General features: G+C 69.3%; 18 protein-coding genes and 1 tRNA gene. 7 read left to right on the top strand and 12 right to left on the bottom strand.

Features of this window, described 5'->3' with window-relative positions; translation table 11 throughout:
- Positions 1-11 precede the first annotated feature (11 nt).
- The 3 genes from pqqD (at position 12) to H149_RS0110875 (ending at position 3,901) form a co-directional block, all read left to right on the top strand.
- Positions 12-290 (top strand): pyrroloquinoline quinone biosynthesis peptide chaperone PqqD, encoded by a 279-nt coding sequence (pqqD, locus tag H149_RS0110865; protein ID WP_020649784.1) that lies wholly within the window; start codon positions 12-14, stop codon positions 288-290.
- Positions 280-1,425, top strand: a complete 1,146-nt coding sequence (gene pqqE, locus H149_RS0110870) for a pyrroloquinoline quinone biosynthesis protein PqqE (RefSeq protein WP_020649785.1) — start codon at positions 280-282, stop codon at positions 1,423-1,425. The genes pqqD and pqqE overlap by 11 nt, the downstream gene beginning before the upstream one ends.
- 100 nt (positions 1,426-1,525) lie before the next feature.
- Positions 1,526-3,901 (top strand): TonB-dependent receptor, encoded by a 2,376-nt coding sequence (locus H149_RS0110875; RefSeq protein WP_020649786.1) that lies wholly within the window; start codon positions 1,526-1,528, stop codon positions 3,899-3,901.
- A gap of 205 nt (positions 3,902-4,106) precedes the next feature.
- Here H149_RS0110875 and H149_RS0110880 read toward each other — a convergent pair.
- Positions 4,107-5,263, bottom strand: a protein-coding gene (locus tag H149_RS0110880; RefSeq protein WP_154654749.1) for an IS3 family transposase whose coding sequence is annotated in 2 segments (ribosomal slippage) — positions 4,107-5,023 and positions 5,023-5,263 — 1,158 coding nt in all. Because the reading frame shifts where the segments join, the coding sequence is not laid out codon by codon here.
- Between the two features lie 231 nt (positions 5,264-5,494).
- On the opposite strand from H149_RS0110880, the gene H149_RS0110890 reads away from it, so the two are divergent.
- Positions 5,495-5,857: a hypothetical protein gene (locus H149_RS0110890; RefSeq protein WP_020649789.1), complete on the top strand. Its 363-nt coding sequence runs from the start codon at positions 5,495-5,497 to the stop codon at positions 5,855-5,857.
- 160 nt (positions 5,858-6,017) lie between these two features.
- On the opposite strand, the gene H149_RS0110895 is transcribed toward H149_RS0110890, so the two are convergent.
- The 11 genes from H149_RS0110895 to H149_RS20655 all read right to left on the bottom strand — a co-directional run bounded on the left by H149_RS0110895 (position 6,018) and on the right by H149_RS20655 (position 15,027).
- A complete protein-coding gene (locus tag H149_RS0110895) occupies positions 6,018-6,827 on the bottom strand; it encodes an ABC transporter permease (RefSeq protein ID WP_020649790.1) in 810 nt (269 codons plus the stop codon).
- Positions 6,824-7,924, bottom strand: coding sequence for an ABC transporter substrate-binding protein (locus H149_RS0110900; RefSeq protein ID WP_211213584.1), 1,101 nt, complete (start codon positions 7,922-7,924; stop codon positions 6,824-6,826). The genes H149_RS0110895 and H149_RS0110900 overlap by 4 nt, the downstream gene beginning before the upstream one ends.
- 77 nt (positions 7,925-8,001) lie before the next feature.
- Positions 8,002-9,003: a PQQ-dependent catabolism-associated beta-propeller protein gene (locus H149_RS0110905; RefSeq protein ID WP_051101847.1), complete on the bottom strand. Its 1,002-nt coding sequence runs from the start codon at positions 9,001-9,003 to the stop codon at positions 8,002-8,004.
- Positions 9,000-9,770 (bottom strand): ATP-binding cassette domain-containing protein, encoded by a 771-nt coding sequence (locus H149_RS0110910; RefSeq protein ID WP_020649793.1) that lies wholly within the window; start codon positions 9,768-9,770, stop codon positions 9,000-9,002. The genes H149_RS0110905 and H149_RS0110910 overlap by 4 nt, the downstream gene beginning before the upstream one ends.
- A complete protein-coding gene (locus tag H149_RS0110915) occupies positions 9,767-10,486 on the bottom strand; it encodes an ABC transporter ATP-binding protein (protein ID WP_039748788.1) in 720 nt (239 codons plus the stop codon). The genes H149_RS0110910 and H149_RS0110915 overlap by 4 nt, the downstream gene beginning before the upstream one ends.
- Positions 10,483-11,226, bottom strand: a complete 744-nt coding sequence (locus tag H149_RS0110920) for an ABC transporter permease (RefSeq protein ID WP_039748790.1) — start codon at positions 11,224-11,226, stop codon at positions 10,483-10,485. Before H149_RS0110920 ends, H149_RS0110915 begins: the two co-directional genes overlap by 4 nt.
- A 17-nt stretch (positions 11,227-11,243) precedes the next feature.
- Positions 11,244-12,197, bottom strand: coding sequence for an ABC transporter substrate-binding protein (locus H149_RS20640; protein ID WP_020649796.1), 954 nt, complete (start codon positions 12,195-12,197; stop codon positions 11,244-11,246).
- 4 nt (positions 12,198-12,201) lie between these two features.
- Positions 12,202-12,639 carry an EthD family reductase gene (locus H149_RS0110930; protein WP_154654750.1) on the bottom strand — a complete coding sequence of 146 codons (438 nt, stop codon included), beginning with the start codon at positions 12,637-12,639 and terminating at the stop codon, positions 12,202-12,204.
- Positions 12,640-12,643: 4 nt separating this feature from the next.
- The gene (locus H149_RS22180; protein WP_020649798.1) at positions 12,644-13,567 is read right to left on the bottom strand and encodes a M48 family metallopeptidase; all 924 of its coding nucleotides are present in this window, start codon (positions 13,565-13,567) and stop codon (positions 12,644-12,646) included.
- Between the two features lie 296 nt (positions 13,568-13,863).
- Positions 13,864-13,950 (bottom strand) — tRNA-Leu (locus H149_RS0110940).
- 321 nt (positions 13,951-14,271) lie between these two features.
- Positions 14,272-15,027 (bottom strand): hypothetical protein, encoded by a 756-nt coding sequence (locus H149_RS20655; RefSeq protein WP_020649799.1) that lies wholly within the window; start codon positions 15,025-15,027, stop codon positions 14,272-14,274.
- Positions 15,028-15,250: 223 nt separating this feature from the next.
- On the opposite strand from H149_RS20655, the gene H149_RS0110955 reads away from it, so the two are divergent.
- The 3 genes from H149_RS0110955 (at position 15,251) to fdxA (ending at position 17,542) form a co-directional block, all read left to right on the top strand.
- Complete coding sequence (locus tag H149_RS0110955; RefSeq protein WP_020649800.1) at positions 15,251-15,850, top strand: NUDIX hydrolase; 600 nt, start codon at positions 15,251-15,253, stop codon at positions 15,848-15,850.
- 115 nt (positions 15,851-15,965) lie between these two features.
- Positions 15,966-17,108, top strand: a complete 1,143-nt coding sequence (locus H149_RS20660; protein WP_020649801.1) for a hypothetical protein — start codon at positions 15,966-15,968, stop codon at positions 17,106-17,108.
- A 110-nt stretch (positions 17,109-17,218) separates the two neighbouring features.
- A complete protein-coding gene (gene fdxA, locus H149_RS0110965; protein WP_020649802.1) occupies positions 17,219-17,542 on the top strand; it encodes a ferredoxin FdxA in 324 nt (107 codons plus the stop codon).
- The last annotated feature ends 92 nt before the right edge of the window (positions 17,543-17,634 follow it).

A 17,634-nucleotide genomic window follows, 5' to 3' on the forward strand; every position in this document is an offset into this window, starting at 1 on the left:
AAGGTGCCCCGGTGAGCCCGATCCCGATCGACGCCCATGTCAGTCTCGCGCCCGCGCTGCGCCTGCAATGGGAGGCCGCGCAGGAATGTCACGTGCTGCTCTATCCCGAAGGCATGGTGCAACTCAATCCGTCCGCCGCCGCGATCCTCGAGCTCTGCGACGGCGTGCACACCTTCCGCGACATCGTCGGCACGCTGACCGCGCGCTTCCCGGAGGCCAGCAACCTCTCCGACGACGTCGCCGAGTTCATCGACGTCGCCAGCCACCGGGGCTGGGTCCGTGTCCGCTGACGGCGTTGCCGCGATCGCCGGACCGCGCTGGCTGCTCGCCGAACTCACCTACGCCTGTCCGCTGCAGTGCCCTTACTGCAGCAACCCGCTCGACTATGCCGCGCATGGCGAGGAACTGGGCACCGAGGACTGGCGCCGCGTGCTGCGCGAAGCCCGCGCCCTCGGCGCCCTGCAGCTCGGCCTGTCCGGCGGAGAGCCGCTGGTGCGGCCCGATCTCGACGCGCTGGTGCACGAAGCGCGCACGCTGGGCTACTACAGCAACCTCATCACCTCCGGCTACGGACTCGACGACGCGCGCGTCGCGGCCCTGCGCGAAGCCGGCCTCGACCACATCCAGATCAGCTTCCAGGCACCCGGGCAGGAACTCAACGACCGCATCGCCGGAACCCGCACCTGGGCACACAAGGTCGACATGGCGCGCGCGGTGAAGCACCACGGGTTTCCGATGGTGCTGTGCTTCGTCATCTACCGCGACAACATCGCGCAGATCGGCGAGATGCTGGCACTCGCCGAGACGCTGGAAGCCGACTACGTCGAGCTGGCGACCGTTCAGTACTACGGCTGGGCCGCACGCAACCGCGCCCGCCTGCTGCCGACGCTCGAACAGGTACGCGAGGCCGAAGCCGCAGTGCAGGCCTGGCGCGCGGCACGCGCCGGCAGCGCAACCAAGGTCTACTTCGTGGTGCCCGACTACTACGAGAAGCGGCCGAAGCCGTGCATGAACGGCTGGGGCTCGGTCTTCCTGACGGTAACGCCCGACGGCCTCGCCCTGCCCTGCCACGCCGCGCGCCAGCTGCCGGGCCTGGCGTTTCCGGATCTGCGTACGAGCAGCGTGCACGAAGCCTGGTACGCGTCCGATGCGTTCAACCGCTTCCGCGGCCGCGACTGGATGCGCGAGCCGTGCCGCTCGTGCCCGGAGCAGGAGCAGGACTTCGGCGGCTGCCGCTGTCAGGCCTATCTGTATACCGGCGATCCGGCCAACACCGACCCGGTCTGCGAGCATTCGCCGCTGCGCGGCCGCATCGACGCGGCGATTGCCGAAGCGGCGGCGACGCCGCGCGAGTTCCCGCTGCTGTTCCGCAATCCGCGCAACAGTCGCCGTACCGCCGCCGAAGCCGGCGTCCCGCCGGCGTGACAGCGCATCTCGGGAACTTCTCCCGTCGTTAGCGCGCCGCCGGCGTGCGAGGCTGCCGCATCGGCGCCCAGACGCCGCAGCCGCAAATGAGGAGAAGCCCATGCGCTCCGCGCGCCGTCCCGCGCTCGCCTGTATCTCGGCGCTGATCGCCGCGCCGGCCTGTGCCGTGGCGTCGGCCGCGACCGATGCCGACCCCGCCGATCCGGCGCTGCTGGCCGCACTGCCGACCGTCTACGTGATCGGCGCGGCACCGTTCGGCGACGACGAGCGCGACGCCGACACGCTGCCCTATCAGGCCCAGCGCGCCGACGCCGGCGCACTGATCGGCCCGCGCGCACAGAACCTTGGCGACGCGCTGCTGCGCGAGTTCGACGGCGTGCAGGTCAACGACGTGCAGGGCAATGCCTTCCTCGGCGAGCTGAGCTTTCGCGGCTACCGCGCCTCGCCGACACTCGGCGCCGCACAGGGCCTGGCGGTGTTCCTCGACGGCGTGCGCATCAACGAAGCCTTCGGCGATGTCGTCAACTGGGACCTCGTGCCGGAAGCCGCGCTCGGCGATGTGCAGCTCGCCGCCGGCTCGAATCCGCTATACGGCCAGAACGCGCTCGGCGGCGCACTGAACCTGCGCACGCGCTCGGGCCTCGACCAGCAGGGTCTTGCCGCCGAACTCAGCGGCGGCGGCGACGCACGGCGGCGCGCCGATCTGTCGTACGGCTGGCGCAACGACGCCGGCTGGCACGCCTTCGTCGCCGGCACCGGCCACGCCGACGACGGCTGGCGCGATCATTCGGCGAGCCGGCTCGGCAATGTCTTCGCCAAGGCCGGTCGCCGCGGCGCGCGCGACGATGTGTCGCTGTCCTTTCTGCACGGCCGCAGCCGCCTGCTCGGCAACGGTCTGCTGCCGAGCTGGCGACTCGAAGACGGGGCACGCGACAACGGCCTCTACGAGGCCGACCGGCGCGCCGTCTACACCTATCCGGATCGCAACGAGAACCGCCTGACGCAACTGACGCTGCAGGGCGAGCACCGCTACAGCGACGTCCTGCACCTCACCGGGCTCGCCTATCTGCGCCGCGGCACGCGCGACACCGTCAACGGCGACGTCGGCGAGGACTACGAGGAATATGTCGAACAGTGCGAAGACGGCTTCGCCGCCGACGGCAGTCCGCTCGACGACGGCTGCCCCTACACGCGCGCCGAAGGCGCAGCAGTACCGAGCGGCGCACTCAACACCACCCATGCGACACAGCGGCGCGGCGGCGCCGCACTCAACCTCGCCGGGCGGCTCTCGCAGCATCGCTGGCTGCTCGGCACCGGCGTCGACCTCAGCAAAGTCGACTACGCGCAATACGAACAGGACGGCACGATCGGCGCCGACCGCGGCGTGCGCGCACTCGACGGCAGCGAGCGCGCGTTCTTCTCCGGCGTCTCCGGCGACACGCATGCAGTCGGCGTCTACGGCAGTGACACTTGGTCGCCGTGGTCACGCACGCACCTGACGGTATCGCTGCGCTGGGATCACAGCACCGTCGCCAACCGCATCGAAACCGACGACGGCGCGCAGCCGCGCGAGCGCTTCCGCTACGTGCAGATCAATCCGGCGATCGGCCTCGCGCAGTCGCTCGACAACGGCATCAAGCTGTTCGGCGGCTGGTCGCAGAACAGCCGCACTCCGACCGCAATCGAACTCGGCTGCGCCGATCCCGCGCAGCCGTGCCGCCTGCCGACCGGCCTGCAGGCTGATCCTTATCTCGATCAGGTGGTCTCCCGCACCATCGAGCTCGGAGCGCGCTGGCAGTCACGCGAAAACTGGCGCGCCTCGCTCGCGCTGTACCGCACCGACAACCGCGACGACATCCTGTTCCTGCGCGCCGCCAATACCCAGCAGGGCTACTTCGCCAATGTCCCGCATACGCGCCACCGGGGCGCCGACCTCTCGCTGCGCGGCACGCTCGGCCCGCTGGCGCTGCGCGTCGGCTACAGCTGGCTCGATGCCCGTTACGAGGCGGCGACCACGCTCGCCGCCGGCGAGCGCGACGTCGCCGTGCGTAGCGGCACACGCATTGCTGCCCTGCCGGAACACAGCGCGCGCCTCGGCCTCGACTGGACGCTGCGCGAGAACCTCGGCTTCGGCGCCGATCTGCTCGCGTTCTCCTCGCAGCGCAGCAGCGGCAACGAAGACGGACGCATCGACAACGAGGACGATACCCGCCACGACTGGCGCACCGCCGGTTACGCGCTCGTCGACCTGCGCGCGCACTGGCAGCCACATCCGGCCGTGGAGTTGTACACGCGTATCGACAACCTGTTCGACCGCCGCTACGAAACCTTCGGCGCGGTTGCCGACGACCTGTTCCCGAATGGCGAACTGCTGCAACCCCACATCGCTGCTGGCGACGCCGCGCCGGCTCGCTTCGTCGCGCCCGGCGCGCCTCGCACCTGGGTGCTCGGCCTGCGCTACCGCTACGGCGCCTGAACGCCGGCCCGCACAAACGCCGGACACCGCACCAGCGATAGGAGGAGGTTGAACCGCCCCGACTATCTCGGAGGCTCCACTCTTTGAGAGGATGGAGCGATGAGCAAGAAGCAGACGCGGTATTCACCGGAGGTCAGGGAGCGCGCGGTGCGGATGGTATTCGAGCACCGTGGCGAGCACGGATCGCAGTGGGCGGCGATGGGTTCTACCCCGTAGTCACGGACGGTTTGGAAAGAGCTGAAAACTTCTGATCCTGCTTTGCGACTCTCCGCCGCATGCGAGGGTTATGGAATCGCTCGATGTAGTCAAACAGATCGGCCTTGGCGGCATCCAGCGACGGGTATCGCGTCCGGCTGACACGCTCCCGCTTGAGCATGCCGAAGAAGCCTTCGCAGGCTGCGTTATCGCCGCAGTGACCAACGGCACTCATCGAGCACAGCAGCGTGTGCTGCGTCAGAAAGCGTTGGTAGTCACCACTGCGAAACTGACTGCCGCGGTCTGAGTGGAGTATCACGGACCATCCGCCACGCCGCTGCCAGATTGCCATTTCGACCGCCCGGATCACCATTTGACGGTCCTGCCGGTGATGCATCGACCAGCCGATCACCAGCTTGCTGAATAGATCGAGGACGACGCACAGATACAGCTTGCCTTCGTCGGTGCCGATCTCCGTAATGTCGGTCACCCACTTGGTTTCCGGCTCTAGCGCGTTGAAGTCGCGCTCCAAGAGGTTACGCACGCCGGGCGGCGGCAGGCGCTGATCTGCGCGCTGGCCGCGACGTTTCCGTCGGGGCCAGCCCTGAATGCTGTGCCGTGCCATCAGGCGAGCCACCCGATTCAGGCTGGCGGTTTCTCCTGCTTCAACGAGATCCTCGTGCATCCGGGGCGCGCCCAGAACGCCGCGGCTATCCTCGTGAAGCTCGCGGATACGCGCCAGCAGCCGATCGTTGTCGGCCTGGCGAGCGCTCGGCCGGCGAGTGCTCCACTCGTAATAGCCGCTCGGCGACACCCGCAGGCAACGGCACATCAGACGAACCGGAAACTCATTGCGGCAACGTTCGATCGCCTGATATCTCAGGACGACCCCTTGGCAAAGAACGTTGCCGCTGCGCGCAAAAAATCCCGCTCCTTGGTCACTCGGGACAGCTCGCGCTTCAGGCTGGCCACTTCCTCGTCGCGTGCCGTACCGGTGCCGACGAAAGCGCCTTTGCCCTGGCCATCCATCTCGCGTTTCCAGCGAGTCAGCAGATTGTCCCTGATGCCCAGCTCTCGGGCGACCTGGGCACAACTGACACCAGGCTGGCGCGTCTGCTCAACAGCCCCACGCTTGAACTCTACACTGAACTTCCTTCGCTTCGACATGAACACTCCTTTCGGCCATTGTCGGCCTTCTCGAAAGTGTCCGTGCTATCGGGGTAGAACCCCAAAGCTTTCTACCTGAAGAAGATCGGCATCACCCGGAAGAAGATTTGCGAGGCCTTGCAAACGCCTCAGCTGTAGCACCGTCCCTTTCCCTGCTCGGACCGGCTCCAGCCCGCACCCTTCGATGACAAGGGCAGTCAGAATAGGCTTTTCGGCAGCAAGTGCTTGAGGATGAAGATCGTACTCACGGATGAGAAGTCGCTGGCGGCTCTGGGCGCTGAAGCGGCGGGCATGCTCGCCCGCCGCGACTATGCCGCTCTGGCGAGCCGCTTCGGCTACGCGCTCTGCTTTGGACGGGACCCGGCAGCCGCTCTCCAGGCGGATCATCTGGCGGCGGCGGCCTCCTCTCATCAAACCGAAAAGCGGGAGCCGATTGCCGTGAAGTACTTTCCTCCCAACAGCGCCGGACTGTTTGCTGTGGTGGAGTGTCTGGTCCCGGCGGCCGACGGCGCGGCTGTGCTCATGGAGCTTGTTGTCAGCGGCCAGGAAGAAAAACAGATCATCATCGAAGACATCAGCGGCGCCGTCGGGTAAAGCACGCCCATCTCTGCGCCTGGCACCGACGATCTGCCTCTCCCCATCGGTTTCACGGGCCGGCAGGTCGTCCGTCTTCGTAAAAAAGCGAGCAGAAGGGCTTTTCGTCTTCCCCCGACGTCGCCGGCCGTTTCACCGAGGCACGCCCGGCACTTTCCCCTCACCCTGCCTGTCGCCTCAGCCGCACCAGTCCGCGCTGCGGGTCAAAGCCAAGGGCCGCAGCGATGAAGAACAGCAGCGTGGCGGCCGCCACGACGGTGAGCGCTTCACCATTAAGGCGGCCGTAGAGCGCATAGCGGATCAGTTCCACCGCATGCGTGAACGGGTTGAAGCGCGCCAGCCACCAGACCCACGTCGCACCGGACTCCTGCAGCTTCCACAGGGGGTACAAGGCGCTCGACAGGAAGAACATCGGGAAGATCACGAAGTTCATCGCGCCGGCGAAGTTCTCGAGCTGACGGATCGTGGCGGCGAGCAGCAGACCGAGCGCCCCGAGCATCAGCCCGCAAAGCAACAGCGCCGGCAGCGCGGAAAGCCAGCCGCCCCACGGCAGACCGACGCCGAACCAGGCGCAGACGGCAAGAAAGGCATAGGCCTGCAACATCGACAGCACGGTACCGGCTAACAGCTTGCAGGCGAGCAGATAGACGCGCGGCAGCGGTGCCGTCAGCAGCAGGCGCATCATGCCCATCTCGCGGTCGTAGACCATCGCCAACGAAGACTGCATGCCGTTGAACAGCAGCACCATGCCGAGCAGGCCGGGCGCGACATACTCCTGATAGGTCACGAAACGGTCGTAAGGCTCGACGACCGACATGCCGAACACGTTCTGGAAACCGGCCGCGAACACCGCGAGCCACAGCGTCGGCCGCACCAGTGCCGACAGCAGGCGGGAACGCTGCTGCACGAAGCGGCGCACCTCGCGCTGACAGATCGCAAACAGTGCCTGCGCGGCGTGACCCGCCCTCATTTCCCATCTCCGCGTCGGCAGGCGCTCTCGCGGGCGTCGATGCCGAGCGTGTCGAGTGCATTGCGCGGATCGAGAAAACCGTCGAACGGCGCGACGGCGAGCACAGCATTGTCGCCAGTCACCAAGACCGGCTGACGCAGCTGCCCGTCCCAGGGCCGAAATCCCATGCGAAAGCCCTTGAATCCATCGAGCGTGATCGACTCGCCGCGCAGATAGGAGCGCATCTTCGCGAAGTCCGCACCGCCGGTACGCTGCGCTGCCTCGACGACAGCCTTGACTGCCATCCAGGCCGACCAGTCGTACTGCGTGGGCCGTCGTCCCGCGGCCTTGCGCAGACGCGCGTTGAGCTGCGGCGCGCCGTGGCGCTCCCAGGCCCAATGCCAGCCGTCGGCCACGATGCCGGCGCTGCCGACGACGACGCGCGGACGCTGCGTCATGCCGGGGACGTCGCGCGCGAATTCGCCGTCGCTGTCGGCGACGTAGACCGCGTCATAGTCAGGCCCCGCGGTCAGCAGGGCCACATCGTTGCGCTCGCGTTGGCGCGGATCGCGGCCGGGGACGAAGTCACGCGTGGCGACGGTCTCGATGCCGTAACGCCGGGCACTGCGCGCAAAGCTGTCCGCCTGTGCGCGATCGGCGGCCTGCGGGCCGCGCAGCACCAGCACGCGCCGCCACTTGCGGCTTGCCAGGTACTGACCGAGCGCATCGTCGAGCATCGCTTGGCTCGGCACCACGTGCAGCAGGTTCGGCTGACATTGCGGGCCGCGCAGCGCATCGTCGAGCGCGGAGACATTGAACAACAGCAGGTCCAGATCGCGCACACGCTGCGCGAGCACTGCCAGCGGCGCGGCACGCGCATCGACGATGAAGAAGCGCACGCCTTGCGCATAGCGTCGGCGCAGAGCGGCCTCCAGCGCGGCGGCACCCGACGCCGAGTCCCTGTCGAGCGTGAGCGAGAGGCCGAGCGCGGCAGCGGCAAAGCGCGATTCCTGGACCGCTACTTCGGCGCCTGCCGCAGGCCGCCCCCACGGCTGCAGGCGCAGCGCCTCGTCGAGCCGGTGCGCCTCGTAGCGCGCATCGCCGCTGTCTTCGAGCATGTCGATCGCCAGCGTCGCGGCTTGCGCCGGATACGCGCAGGCCAAGAGCACCAGCGCCAGCAGACGGCGTGCGCCTGTCATCGGTCGTCGACCACGATGCTGTGCGGCGTGCGTCCGGCCGGCACCGCACGCTCGACGCGAAACGATTGAAGATCGACGACGGCGACATCGTCCGAAAGACCGTTGGCGACGAGCAGGCGGCGGCCGTCCGCCGTCAGTGCCGCCCCCCAGGCGCGACTGCCGGTCAGGGCATAGCCCAGCACGCGACGCGCGGCGACGTCGACCTTGGCGACGTGGTTCGCGCGCCCGAGCGTGACGTAGGCGGTGCGTCCATCCGGCGTCATGACGATGCCGACCGGCGTGACGTCCTCGACGCGGAATCCCTGCGGCGCGAAGCGCAGCTCGCCGCTCACCACGCCGCGCAGCGGATCGACGATGCTGACGTTGGCGCCGAGTTCGTTGGTCACCCACAGCTCGCGGCCGTCCGGCGTCAGCGCCATGCGCCGCGGCCGGTTGCCGACCAGCACGCTGCGACGCAGAACGTGCGTCTTCGCGTCGATGACGTGCACCATGTTGGCGACTTCGGAGGCGACGTAAACCGTCGCGCCGTCGGGGCTGACGAGCACGCCTTCCGGCTCGTCGCCGACCGCAACCGAAGCAATGATGCGGCCGCTGGCGAGATCGAGCGCGCTCGCCGTCGCCGTCTCCTCATTGGACAGCCACAGCGCGCCGCCATCGGGCGTCAGCGCGAACATCTCCGGATCGTCGACGCCGCGCAAACGCGCGACGATCGTGCGGCGATCGGGATCGATGACGTCGATCGAATTCCCGTCGCCGCAGGCGACGTAAAGGCGGCGGCGATCCGGCGACAGCGCCAGCGCGCGCGGCCGCTTGGCGACCGCGAGACGGAAGACCGGCTTCCAGCTCGCCAGGTCGATGAAGGTGACGATGCCGTCTTTCTCGCTCGACACGTAGGCCAGATTGCGGCCGCCGGCCAGCGCCGCGCACGGCACCAGCAGCGCGGCGATCAGCACCGCAGCAGCGGACAGCGCAATAACGGAATGCCGCGACGATCTCATGCGTCTGCTTCCTCCGCCCGGCCCGGCGCCGGCTCGCGCGTGAGCGCGACGAAAGCCGATTGCAGGTCGGGTGCCTGTTGGGCGGCGACGATCGCCGCCGGCGAACCCTCGGCGCGGCAGCGGCCGCGATGCAGCACCAGTACGCGATCGGCGGCCTCGGCCTCGTCGACCAGATGCGTCGCCCACAACACCGCGAGACCGTCGTCGGCACAGCGGCGGCGCACGCTGTCGAGCAACTGCCGGCGCGACAAAGGGTCGAGGCCGACGGTCGGCTCATCCATCAGCAGCAGACGGGGCTGCGTCAGCAGCGCACGCGCCAGCTCGACCTTGCGCCGGTTGCCGCCGCTGAGCAGGCGGCACGGCCGCGCTGCCTGCTCGGAGAGCCCCAGCTCGGCGAGCAGCACCGGCGCCCGCTGCAGGCCTGCGTGGCCGAGTCCGTGCAGCCGTGCGTGAAAGCGCAAATTGGCGAGCGCGTCGGTGTCGAGATCGAGCGTCGGCTGCTGGAATACCACGCCGATGCGCGCCAGCGCCGCCGACGGCCGCTGTGCCAGCGAAACCCCGTCGACCTCGATGACGCCGGCGTCGGCGACGAACAGCGCGGTCAGCAGCTGGAACAGTGTCGACTTGCCGGCACCGTTCGGGCCGAGCAGCGCCACGAACTCGCCCGGCGCGATCGACAGATCGAGGCCGTCGAGCGCGCGCAGCGCACCGTAGCGCTTCGACAGCCGGACGACTCGCAGGCTGGGCGGCACGGCGTCGCCGTTCATGGCACGTCCGCCTGCACCGTATCGCCGATGCCGTCGAGCAGCGGCCGCCACTGTCGCGCCAGCGCTTCGAGTGCGACATCGTCGTCGCGCCGCGGCCGTGGCAGCGGCACGCGGCGCTCGGCGATGACACGCCCCGGCGCCGCCGAGAAAAACAGCAGGCGATCGGCGAGCAGCAATGCCTCGCGCAGCTCATGCGTCACACACAGTACCGTCGGCCGCTCGCGCGCCCACAGCGCCAGCAGCAGCGCGTACAGCTGCGCGCGCGTCGGCACGTCGACCGAGACAAACGCTTCGTCGAGCAGCAGCAGGCGCGGCCTGATCGCAAACGCGCGCGCCAATGCGACCCGGCGCTGCATGCCGCCGGACAGACGGTGGGCGTACACCCCGGCGTGCTCGCGCAAGCCGACCGCCGCGAGCAGTGCGTCGATGCCCGCCTCGTCAGCGCCGACCAGCGCGAGGTTGTCGCGCACGCTGAGCCAGGGCAGCAGACGCGGCTCCTGAAACACCATGCCGATGCGGCCGCCGCCGCGCACGATGCAGCCCCGATAGTCGCGGTCGAGCCCGGCGATCAGCTGCAGCAACGTGGTCTTGCCGGCCCCTGACGGACCGAGCAGCGCGACGAACTCACCGTCGGCGACATCGAGACGCAGCGGCGCCAGCGCATCGCGCCCGCCATAGCGCTTGGTCTCGATGCTCAGGCGCAGCGCGGCGCTCATGCGCGCCACCGCCGGCAGCGCTGTTCGAGCGGCCGCAGCAGCAGCGCCTCGACCAGCGCGATCACCGCAACGAATGCTCCCGCGTACGCCAGCACTCCGGTGACATCGAAGTCGTGAAAACTGCGCGCCAGCGCGAAACCGACACCGTTCGGCCGTCCGAGCAGTTCGACGACGAGCACGATCTTCCAGACCAGCGCCAGGCCGTTACGCGCGGCGCCGAGCAGGTAGGGCGCGAGCTGTGGCAACCAGATGTGGCGCAGCACGCGGCCGCGCGACAGGCCGTACACCGTGCCGACCTGCAGCAGCCGCTCGTCGAGGGCGCGCGCGCCTTCGCGCAGCGCGACGGCGACCATCGGAATCTTGTTGAGCGCCACCGCCAGCACCGCGGCGAATTCACCGAGACCGAACCAGACGTAGCACAGCATCATCGTCACCAGCGCCGGCAGGTTCAGCGCGACCATCAACGGCGCATCGAGCGCAGCGTCGAGCCGTGCGCGACGCCCCATCAGCACGCCGAGCACGCTGCCGCACGCCATCGCCAGCAGGAACGCGACGGCGACACGCGCCAGCGTCGGCAGCAATTGCCGCCACAGCTCGCCGGACGAAGCCAGTTGACCGAGCCGGGCGGCCACGGCCAGCGGCCCCGGCAGCAGCGGATCGGCGAGCACCAGCGCCGCCAGCTGCCAGAGCAGCAGCGCCGCAAGCGCACCGGCGATACGTCCGTTCAATAGCGACGGCATCGGTACGACCAGCGTGCTCACCGGCGTGCTTCCGCCGGCCAGAACGTACCGGGCTGCAGCGCCTCGCCCCCGAGCAGCGCGCAAAGACGCGCGGCGTCGCGTGCGTCGATGTCCTCAGCGACATTGCGCAGGCCGGCGCGATAGGCGTCGCGCAGCGCCAGGAACTCCGCCTCGTCGCCGGCCTGCATCAGGGGCCGCAGCGCCTGCCACGCCGCATCGTCGTCGCGCAGGCGCTGCTGGGCCGCCGCCGACGCGCGCAGAAAGCCGCGCAGCGCGTCGCCGTGTGCCTGCGCCCAGCCTCCGGCGAATACCCAGCCGAGCAGCGGCGGCGGCGGCGAGAAGCCGAGTCCGCGCAGCATCGCGTTGGCATCGAGCAGCGGGCGCTGGCCGGCGGCGACCAGACGCGCATTGAAGTGCCAGAAGCTCAGCACGGCATCGAGCCGGCCGCGCAGCAGCAACTGATTCAGCGTCGGCGGCGGAGCGAAGTCGACGCGAATCTCGCGCGCCGCGTCGAAGCCCTCGTGCCGTTGCGCGTAGACCTGGAGCAGACGCCAGGTTTTGTCGTCAGCGCCGCCGGCGATGCCGAGATGGCGGCCACGAAGCTCCGCAAGATCGCGTATGCCGCTGCGCGCGGCGGCCACCAGACCGCCAAGCGCCTGCGGATGCGCCGCGAGCCGGTAGTCGCGTCCCTGCGCGCGCTGCCGCGACACCCAGAACCAGTCGGCGAGCACGATGTCGGCCGCCCCGCCCTGCAGCGCCACGGTCGCAGCATCCGCCGACGCCACCGGCGCCAGTTGCAGCGTGAAACCGTTGGCGGTGTCGAGTCCGGCCCGCTGCAGCCCGTCGAGCTCCCAGGCGACGGTGCCGAAGCCGAGAGCGGCGACACGCACGGGCTCGGCGGCCGACGCCGCGCCGCTCAGCGCCATCGCCAGACCGGCAGCGCGGCCCAGCGCGCACAGCGCGCGCCGCATTGCCTCAGGCCTCGACGACGATGGCGGAAATCTGCAGTTGCGGCTGCAAATCGGTGTAGTTCGGCACATCGGCAAGCACGGCGGCACCAGCCGCCGCGAACGCCGCCTCGAAGTGCTCCACCGACGCGAAATACAAATGCGCGGCGGCGACGAACGGGGCCTCGCCGCCACCGCCGCCAGCCAGCCCGCGATCGGCCTCGACGCGCAGCAGTCCATGCGGCGTCAGCCGTTCGCGCACCAGCGCGATGTGACGCTGCGCGTAATAGACGTGGTCGAAACGGGCGCCGGCCTGGTTCGCATACAGCGCGGATACGCGGATCATCTCTCTCCTCCGGTTCTTGTCGTGTGCCGCTTGTGAAAGCGGACGCGCAAGACCGGTGCCACCGATGAAGAGACGCGGAATCAGCGACTTGGCTGCGAATGCCTGCGCTGTGCGTGACACAGTGTCACGTCGGCGGGACGCTCGGCGGCGGGCACAGGCGACGCAGGCGCGACTGCGGCGCCGGATGCGTGTCGCAACAGGCGCTGAGCCAGCGATCGGTGGCGATGGTCGCCGCCTCGCCGTAGAGCACGCACAAAGCCGCGTGTAGCGGCGCGGCACCGACCTGCGCGACCGCGAAGGCGTCGGCCTCATGCTCGAAGCGGCGCTGCTGCGCCGCCAGGACGCCGCGCGCGGCGAAGCCCAGCACCGGCAGGATCGCCAGCGTTGCCGGCGGCCAGATCCCGATGCCGACCGCAACGAGCATCGCCGCGAACGGCACCGCGAGCAGCGCCAGCGCCACGCGACGGCGGCCGTGATGGTGCCGGTGCCCGTGCGCCAGCTCGTGCGCGACCACCGCGCGCAAACCGTCGCGGTCGAGCGCGTCGAGCAAGCCCTGCCAGAGAAAGACCTCGGTGCCGCCACGCACCGGCAATGCACGCGCGTTGCGGCGACCGCCGCCATCGTCGACGGCGATGAAGCGCGCGCCGGCGCAGCCGCAGCGGCGCGCAAGTGCGTCGAGCGCCGCCGCGGTATCCGCCGGCAAGGCGCGCCAGTGCTCGGCGCGGGGACGCAGCGGCCCGCGTGCCGGGGCACCGAACCGCCATCGCGGCAAACCCCACTGCACGAGCGCAAAGCCGGCGAGCGCGAGCGCCGCCCCCAGCCAGGGGTGCCATCCCGGCCCGTAGGCCAGGGCCGGCGCCAGCCAGGCCAGCGCCGCAGCACTGGCAAACCAGGCCTCGGCCCGCCAACGCTTGGCACGCCGCCGGTAGGTCGCCGCAATCGGCGCCGCGAGCGCGGCCTGCGCGCGCAACAGGCGCGACTCGCGCGCGTGCAGCGGCATGGCGACGAGCACCGGCAGCAGCGCACAGATCAGCAGAGCGACGGTCATCTCGGGCAGCCCGCTCCGGACGGAGGACGCGGCGAGCTTACGGCAATGCGCGCGGACCACGAGTCCGCATCGGATCGCATGCCTCGGCACCGGCACAGCCGGCCGGATCGCCGCGACCTCGCCGCCGGCGTCGCTGCCGTCGGCGCCGGCACACGGAACGAAGCCGGAAACGGCGGCGCGCCCGGGGCACGCCGGTGCCGGGCACGGCGCCGCAACGAGGGATAGCGCAAGGAAAGAAAACGGGAGGCAGGCATCGCACACTGCCCGTCGCCGACCGCGCCGGAACGGCGCGGGGCTGGTGCCGAAGGTGGGACTCGAACCCACACGCTTTTAAGGGCGGCGGATTTTGAGTCCGCTGCGTCTACCGATTCCGCCACTTCGGCGCGGCCGGCGATTATAGGGGCGTCGCGGCGCCACGACCAATGCGCCGGCCATCGACATCGCTCGCCGGCGCCGGAAATAGGCGAGCCCCAGGGGGACTGGGGCTCGGGGGGTGACCGTCCGGCATCTTCAGGGGTGACCCCGGACGGTTGGGTCGAGCGCGCGAAGCGTCGATCCGGTATCGATACTAGGCCCGCACCGGCCGGCCTGCGGTCACCGACGCGCTCGCAATTGTTTCACTCGGTAACTTCCGCTCAGGAAGCGGCGCCCGAAAACACGAAAGCGGCCCGCAGGCCGCTTTCGCGCATCGCATCCGCGACGGATCAGAGCTTGAAGTCGAGACGCACGCCGGCGTGGTAGCCGTAGGTGCGCGCTTCGCGCTCGGCATAGAACACCGTGCCGCCGCCGCCGATGCGGACGTCGGGCCAGCGGCTGTCCTGGCTCACGTAGACCGGCACTTCGAGATTCAGGCCGAAGCTCAGCGAGTCGAAGTCGACCTTGCCGTTGCTGTTCTCGAGGCGCAGGTGCGAATAGCCGATCGGCGCCGACACTTCGAGGAAACGGAACAGATTGCCGGTCGGCACGACGTAGAGACCGTACATCTGGTTGGTCTCGACCTTGCCCGAGGACTTGCCGTCCTCGTTCTTGATGCCGAACTGCGCTTCGATGCCGATCGACGGCAGCAGACGCGTGCCGACGCGCAGGCGGTAGAAGTCGGAATCGAAGTCGTCGCCGCCGAGCGCGTTCTTGAGGCTGTCCTTCGACAGCGAAGTGCTCAGTGCCGCGTAGTCGATGCCGCCGTAGACGTAGATCGGATCGCGGTGCGGCGCGCTGGCGCTGTCGTCGCTGCCGCTGTCTTCGGATGCCGAGGTCTCGACCGCTTCGCTGCCCGCGGCTTCGGCGCCGGCGGCGCTGCTGTCGGTGGCAAGCGGATCGGCAACGGCTTCAGCCGGCGCGGCGGCCTCGACCGGAGCCGCGCCTTCGTCGGCCGGTGCAGCCGATTCCTGCGCATAAGCCGGGACGATGAAACCTGCGGCCAGCAGCGCGGCGCCAACAGGCCAATAACGACGGTGCTTCATGAACTACCCCCTTCCCATTCCATGGCCCGGCTTTTCGCCGGTTCGTTTAATAGCGCTCGGAATGTTCGTCGATTTTCCCCCTCAAATCCAGTAAAGCGGCGGCCGCGGATGCGGCGCATGCAGGACGACCCGGCCGCCGGACGCACGCACGCTACGCAGACCGGACGAGCGCAATCGGCCGGCGCATTCTCTATAGTGCGGGCTTCATCCGCCGACCCTCCTCATGTACGCCGAGACCCGCTACTGCAACGCCTGCGGCCACGAAATCGAGTTCCGCGTACCGGACGGCGATCATCTGCCGCGCCACGTCTGCCCGAACTGCGGGCACATCCAGTACCGCAACCCGAAAGTCATCGTCGGCGTCATTCCGGAAAACGCGGACGGCCGCGTGCTGATGTGCCGGCGCAACATCGAACCGCGGCTCGGCCTGTGGACCTTTCCGGCCGGTTTCATGGAACTCGGCGAAACCAGCGGCCAGGGCGCCGCGCGCGAGGCCATGGAGGAAGCGCAGGCCGATGTCGAGATCGATGACCTGCTGATGGTCATCAACGTCCCGTACGTCAGTCAGGTCTACATGATCCATCGCGGCACGCTGCGCACCGAGCACTACGGCCCGACCTTCGAGAGCTCCGAGGTACGGCTGATGCGCGAGGACGAGATTCCCTGGGACGACATCGCCTTCCCGACGATCTGGCACAGCCTCAAGCAGTTCTTCGCCGACCGCCGTGCCGGCGCCTACGCGACGCACAGCCTCGACCTCGCCTACCGTCCCAAGCCGCCGCAGCGTGCCGAAGTCGCCGGCGACGATCCGCTGACACCCTGAACGCCGCGCGCTGCCCCCCAGAACGGGTATCCCCGTATGGGGAGCGGACAGTCTCGTCCCCGGCCGCCAAGCTGGCGGCGCCCGATCTGCGGGCCCACGCCTCCCGGGGAAAACCATGCCACACACGATCCACTTCAAGCGGCCGCTGCGCGCGGCCGGCTTCGCCTTCACGCTGTTCGCCGGAACGCTGCTCGGCGCCTGCGGCGGCGGCGACAACCATGACGGCGGCGGTGGCGCCGCCGACGTCGGCACCGCCGATCTCAGCGCCGGCGGCGCCAAGGCCCAGGTCGGCACCTTCGCGCAAATGATCCAGGCGCTCGGCGCCCTCGATGCGCTGCAGCCGCCGGCTGCGGAAGCCGCGGCGCGGGCCCGTCCGCTCGCCAAGGCCGCACGCGTGCCTGCCAAGGCCAGCGAGGCCTGCCCCGACGGCGGCACCATCACGTCGAGCGGCCCGACCAGCAAGAACGTCGGCTCGCCGTTCACGAACCAGGCGATGTCGGTGAGCGGCGCGCAGGCCAGCGACTGCCGCTACCACGAGACCTACAGCGAGGACGGCACCGACGTCGATCTGACGCTGCTCGTCAACGGCAGCACCGAGGGCGGCAGCGTCGAGGACGGCGGCCAGTACGTGGAATACGCGCGCGTCGGCAGCAGCGCGCAGCCGTTCCGCTTCGACTACCGGATCAAAACCGACAGCACGCAGCAGGGCTACAGCGTCAGCGCCGATCTCGATCTCGGCATCGGGGTCGACTACCGCGATGACTATCGCGAAGGCGCCAGCGACAACGAAGACCGCTTCGCGCTGGCGATGGACGGCGACTACACGGCCCGCGCGTCCGCCAACGGCCAGAGCGGCAGCAACAGCGGCGACTTCACGTACTACATCGGCACGCACGATGCGCCGTTCACGGCGAAGTCCGACGCCGACGGCACCGTGATCGCCGGCCAGTACGGCTTTCGCATGACCGGTGTGCAGGCGCAGACCTGCCCGAGCGGCGCCGTCGACGTCGCCACCGAAACGCCGCTCGTCGACAGCGACGGCCAGATCGCCAGCCCGTTCGCCGGCGGCAAGCTGACGTTCGCCAGTGGCGGCAAGACCGCGAAGGTGACGTTCAACGCCGACGGCACCGTCACGGTCGACGGCTCGGACGGACAGAGCGAAACCTTCGACTACGCGCAGGCGCTCGCCGCCGCGGCGCCCTGCGCCGGCTACGGCCTCGCCGGCCTGTACCTCGCCGCCGGCCTCGGCGCGCGCTGACGACGACGGCGGAACGGGGGACGCCTCCCCCGTTCTGCCGACGTCGCGCCACGGCAATGGTTTAAACTATGCGCCCCGTAGAACCGACCGCTTCAAGCAGCGAGCGCATCATGACCTTCGTCGTTACCGAGAACTGCATCAAGTGCAAGTACACCGACTGCGTGGAAGTCTGCCCGGTCGACTGCTTCCATGAAGGCCCGAACTTTCTCGTGATCGATCCCGAAGAGTGTATCGACTGCACGCTGTGCGAGCCGGAGTGCCCGGCCAACGCGATCTTCGCGGAAGACGATCTGCCGGCGGATCAGGCCGACTTCAAGGCGCTCAATGCCGATCTCGCCAAGAAATGGCCGGTCATCACCGAGAAGAAGGACATGGCGCCGGATGCCAAGGAATGGGACGGCAAGCCGGGCAAGCGCGACCTGCTCGAAACCTGAGCACCGCTCGCGCGGTGCCCGAAGCGCGGCAGGCCGAGCAGCCTGCCGCGCTTTTCTTTTGCCCGCCGCCCCGCCAGACGCGGCGCGCGCCG

Origin of the sequence: Solimonas variicoloris DSM 15731 (assembly GCF_000382285.1) — a bacterium.
In the GTDB taxonomy this organism is placed as follows: domain Bacteria; phylum Pseudomonadota; class Gammaproteobacteria; order Nevskiales; family Nevskiaceae; genus Solimonas; species Solimonas variicoloris.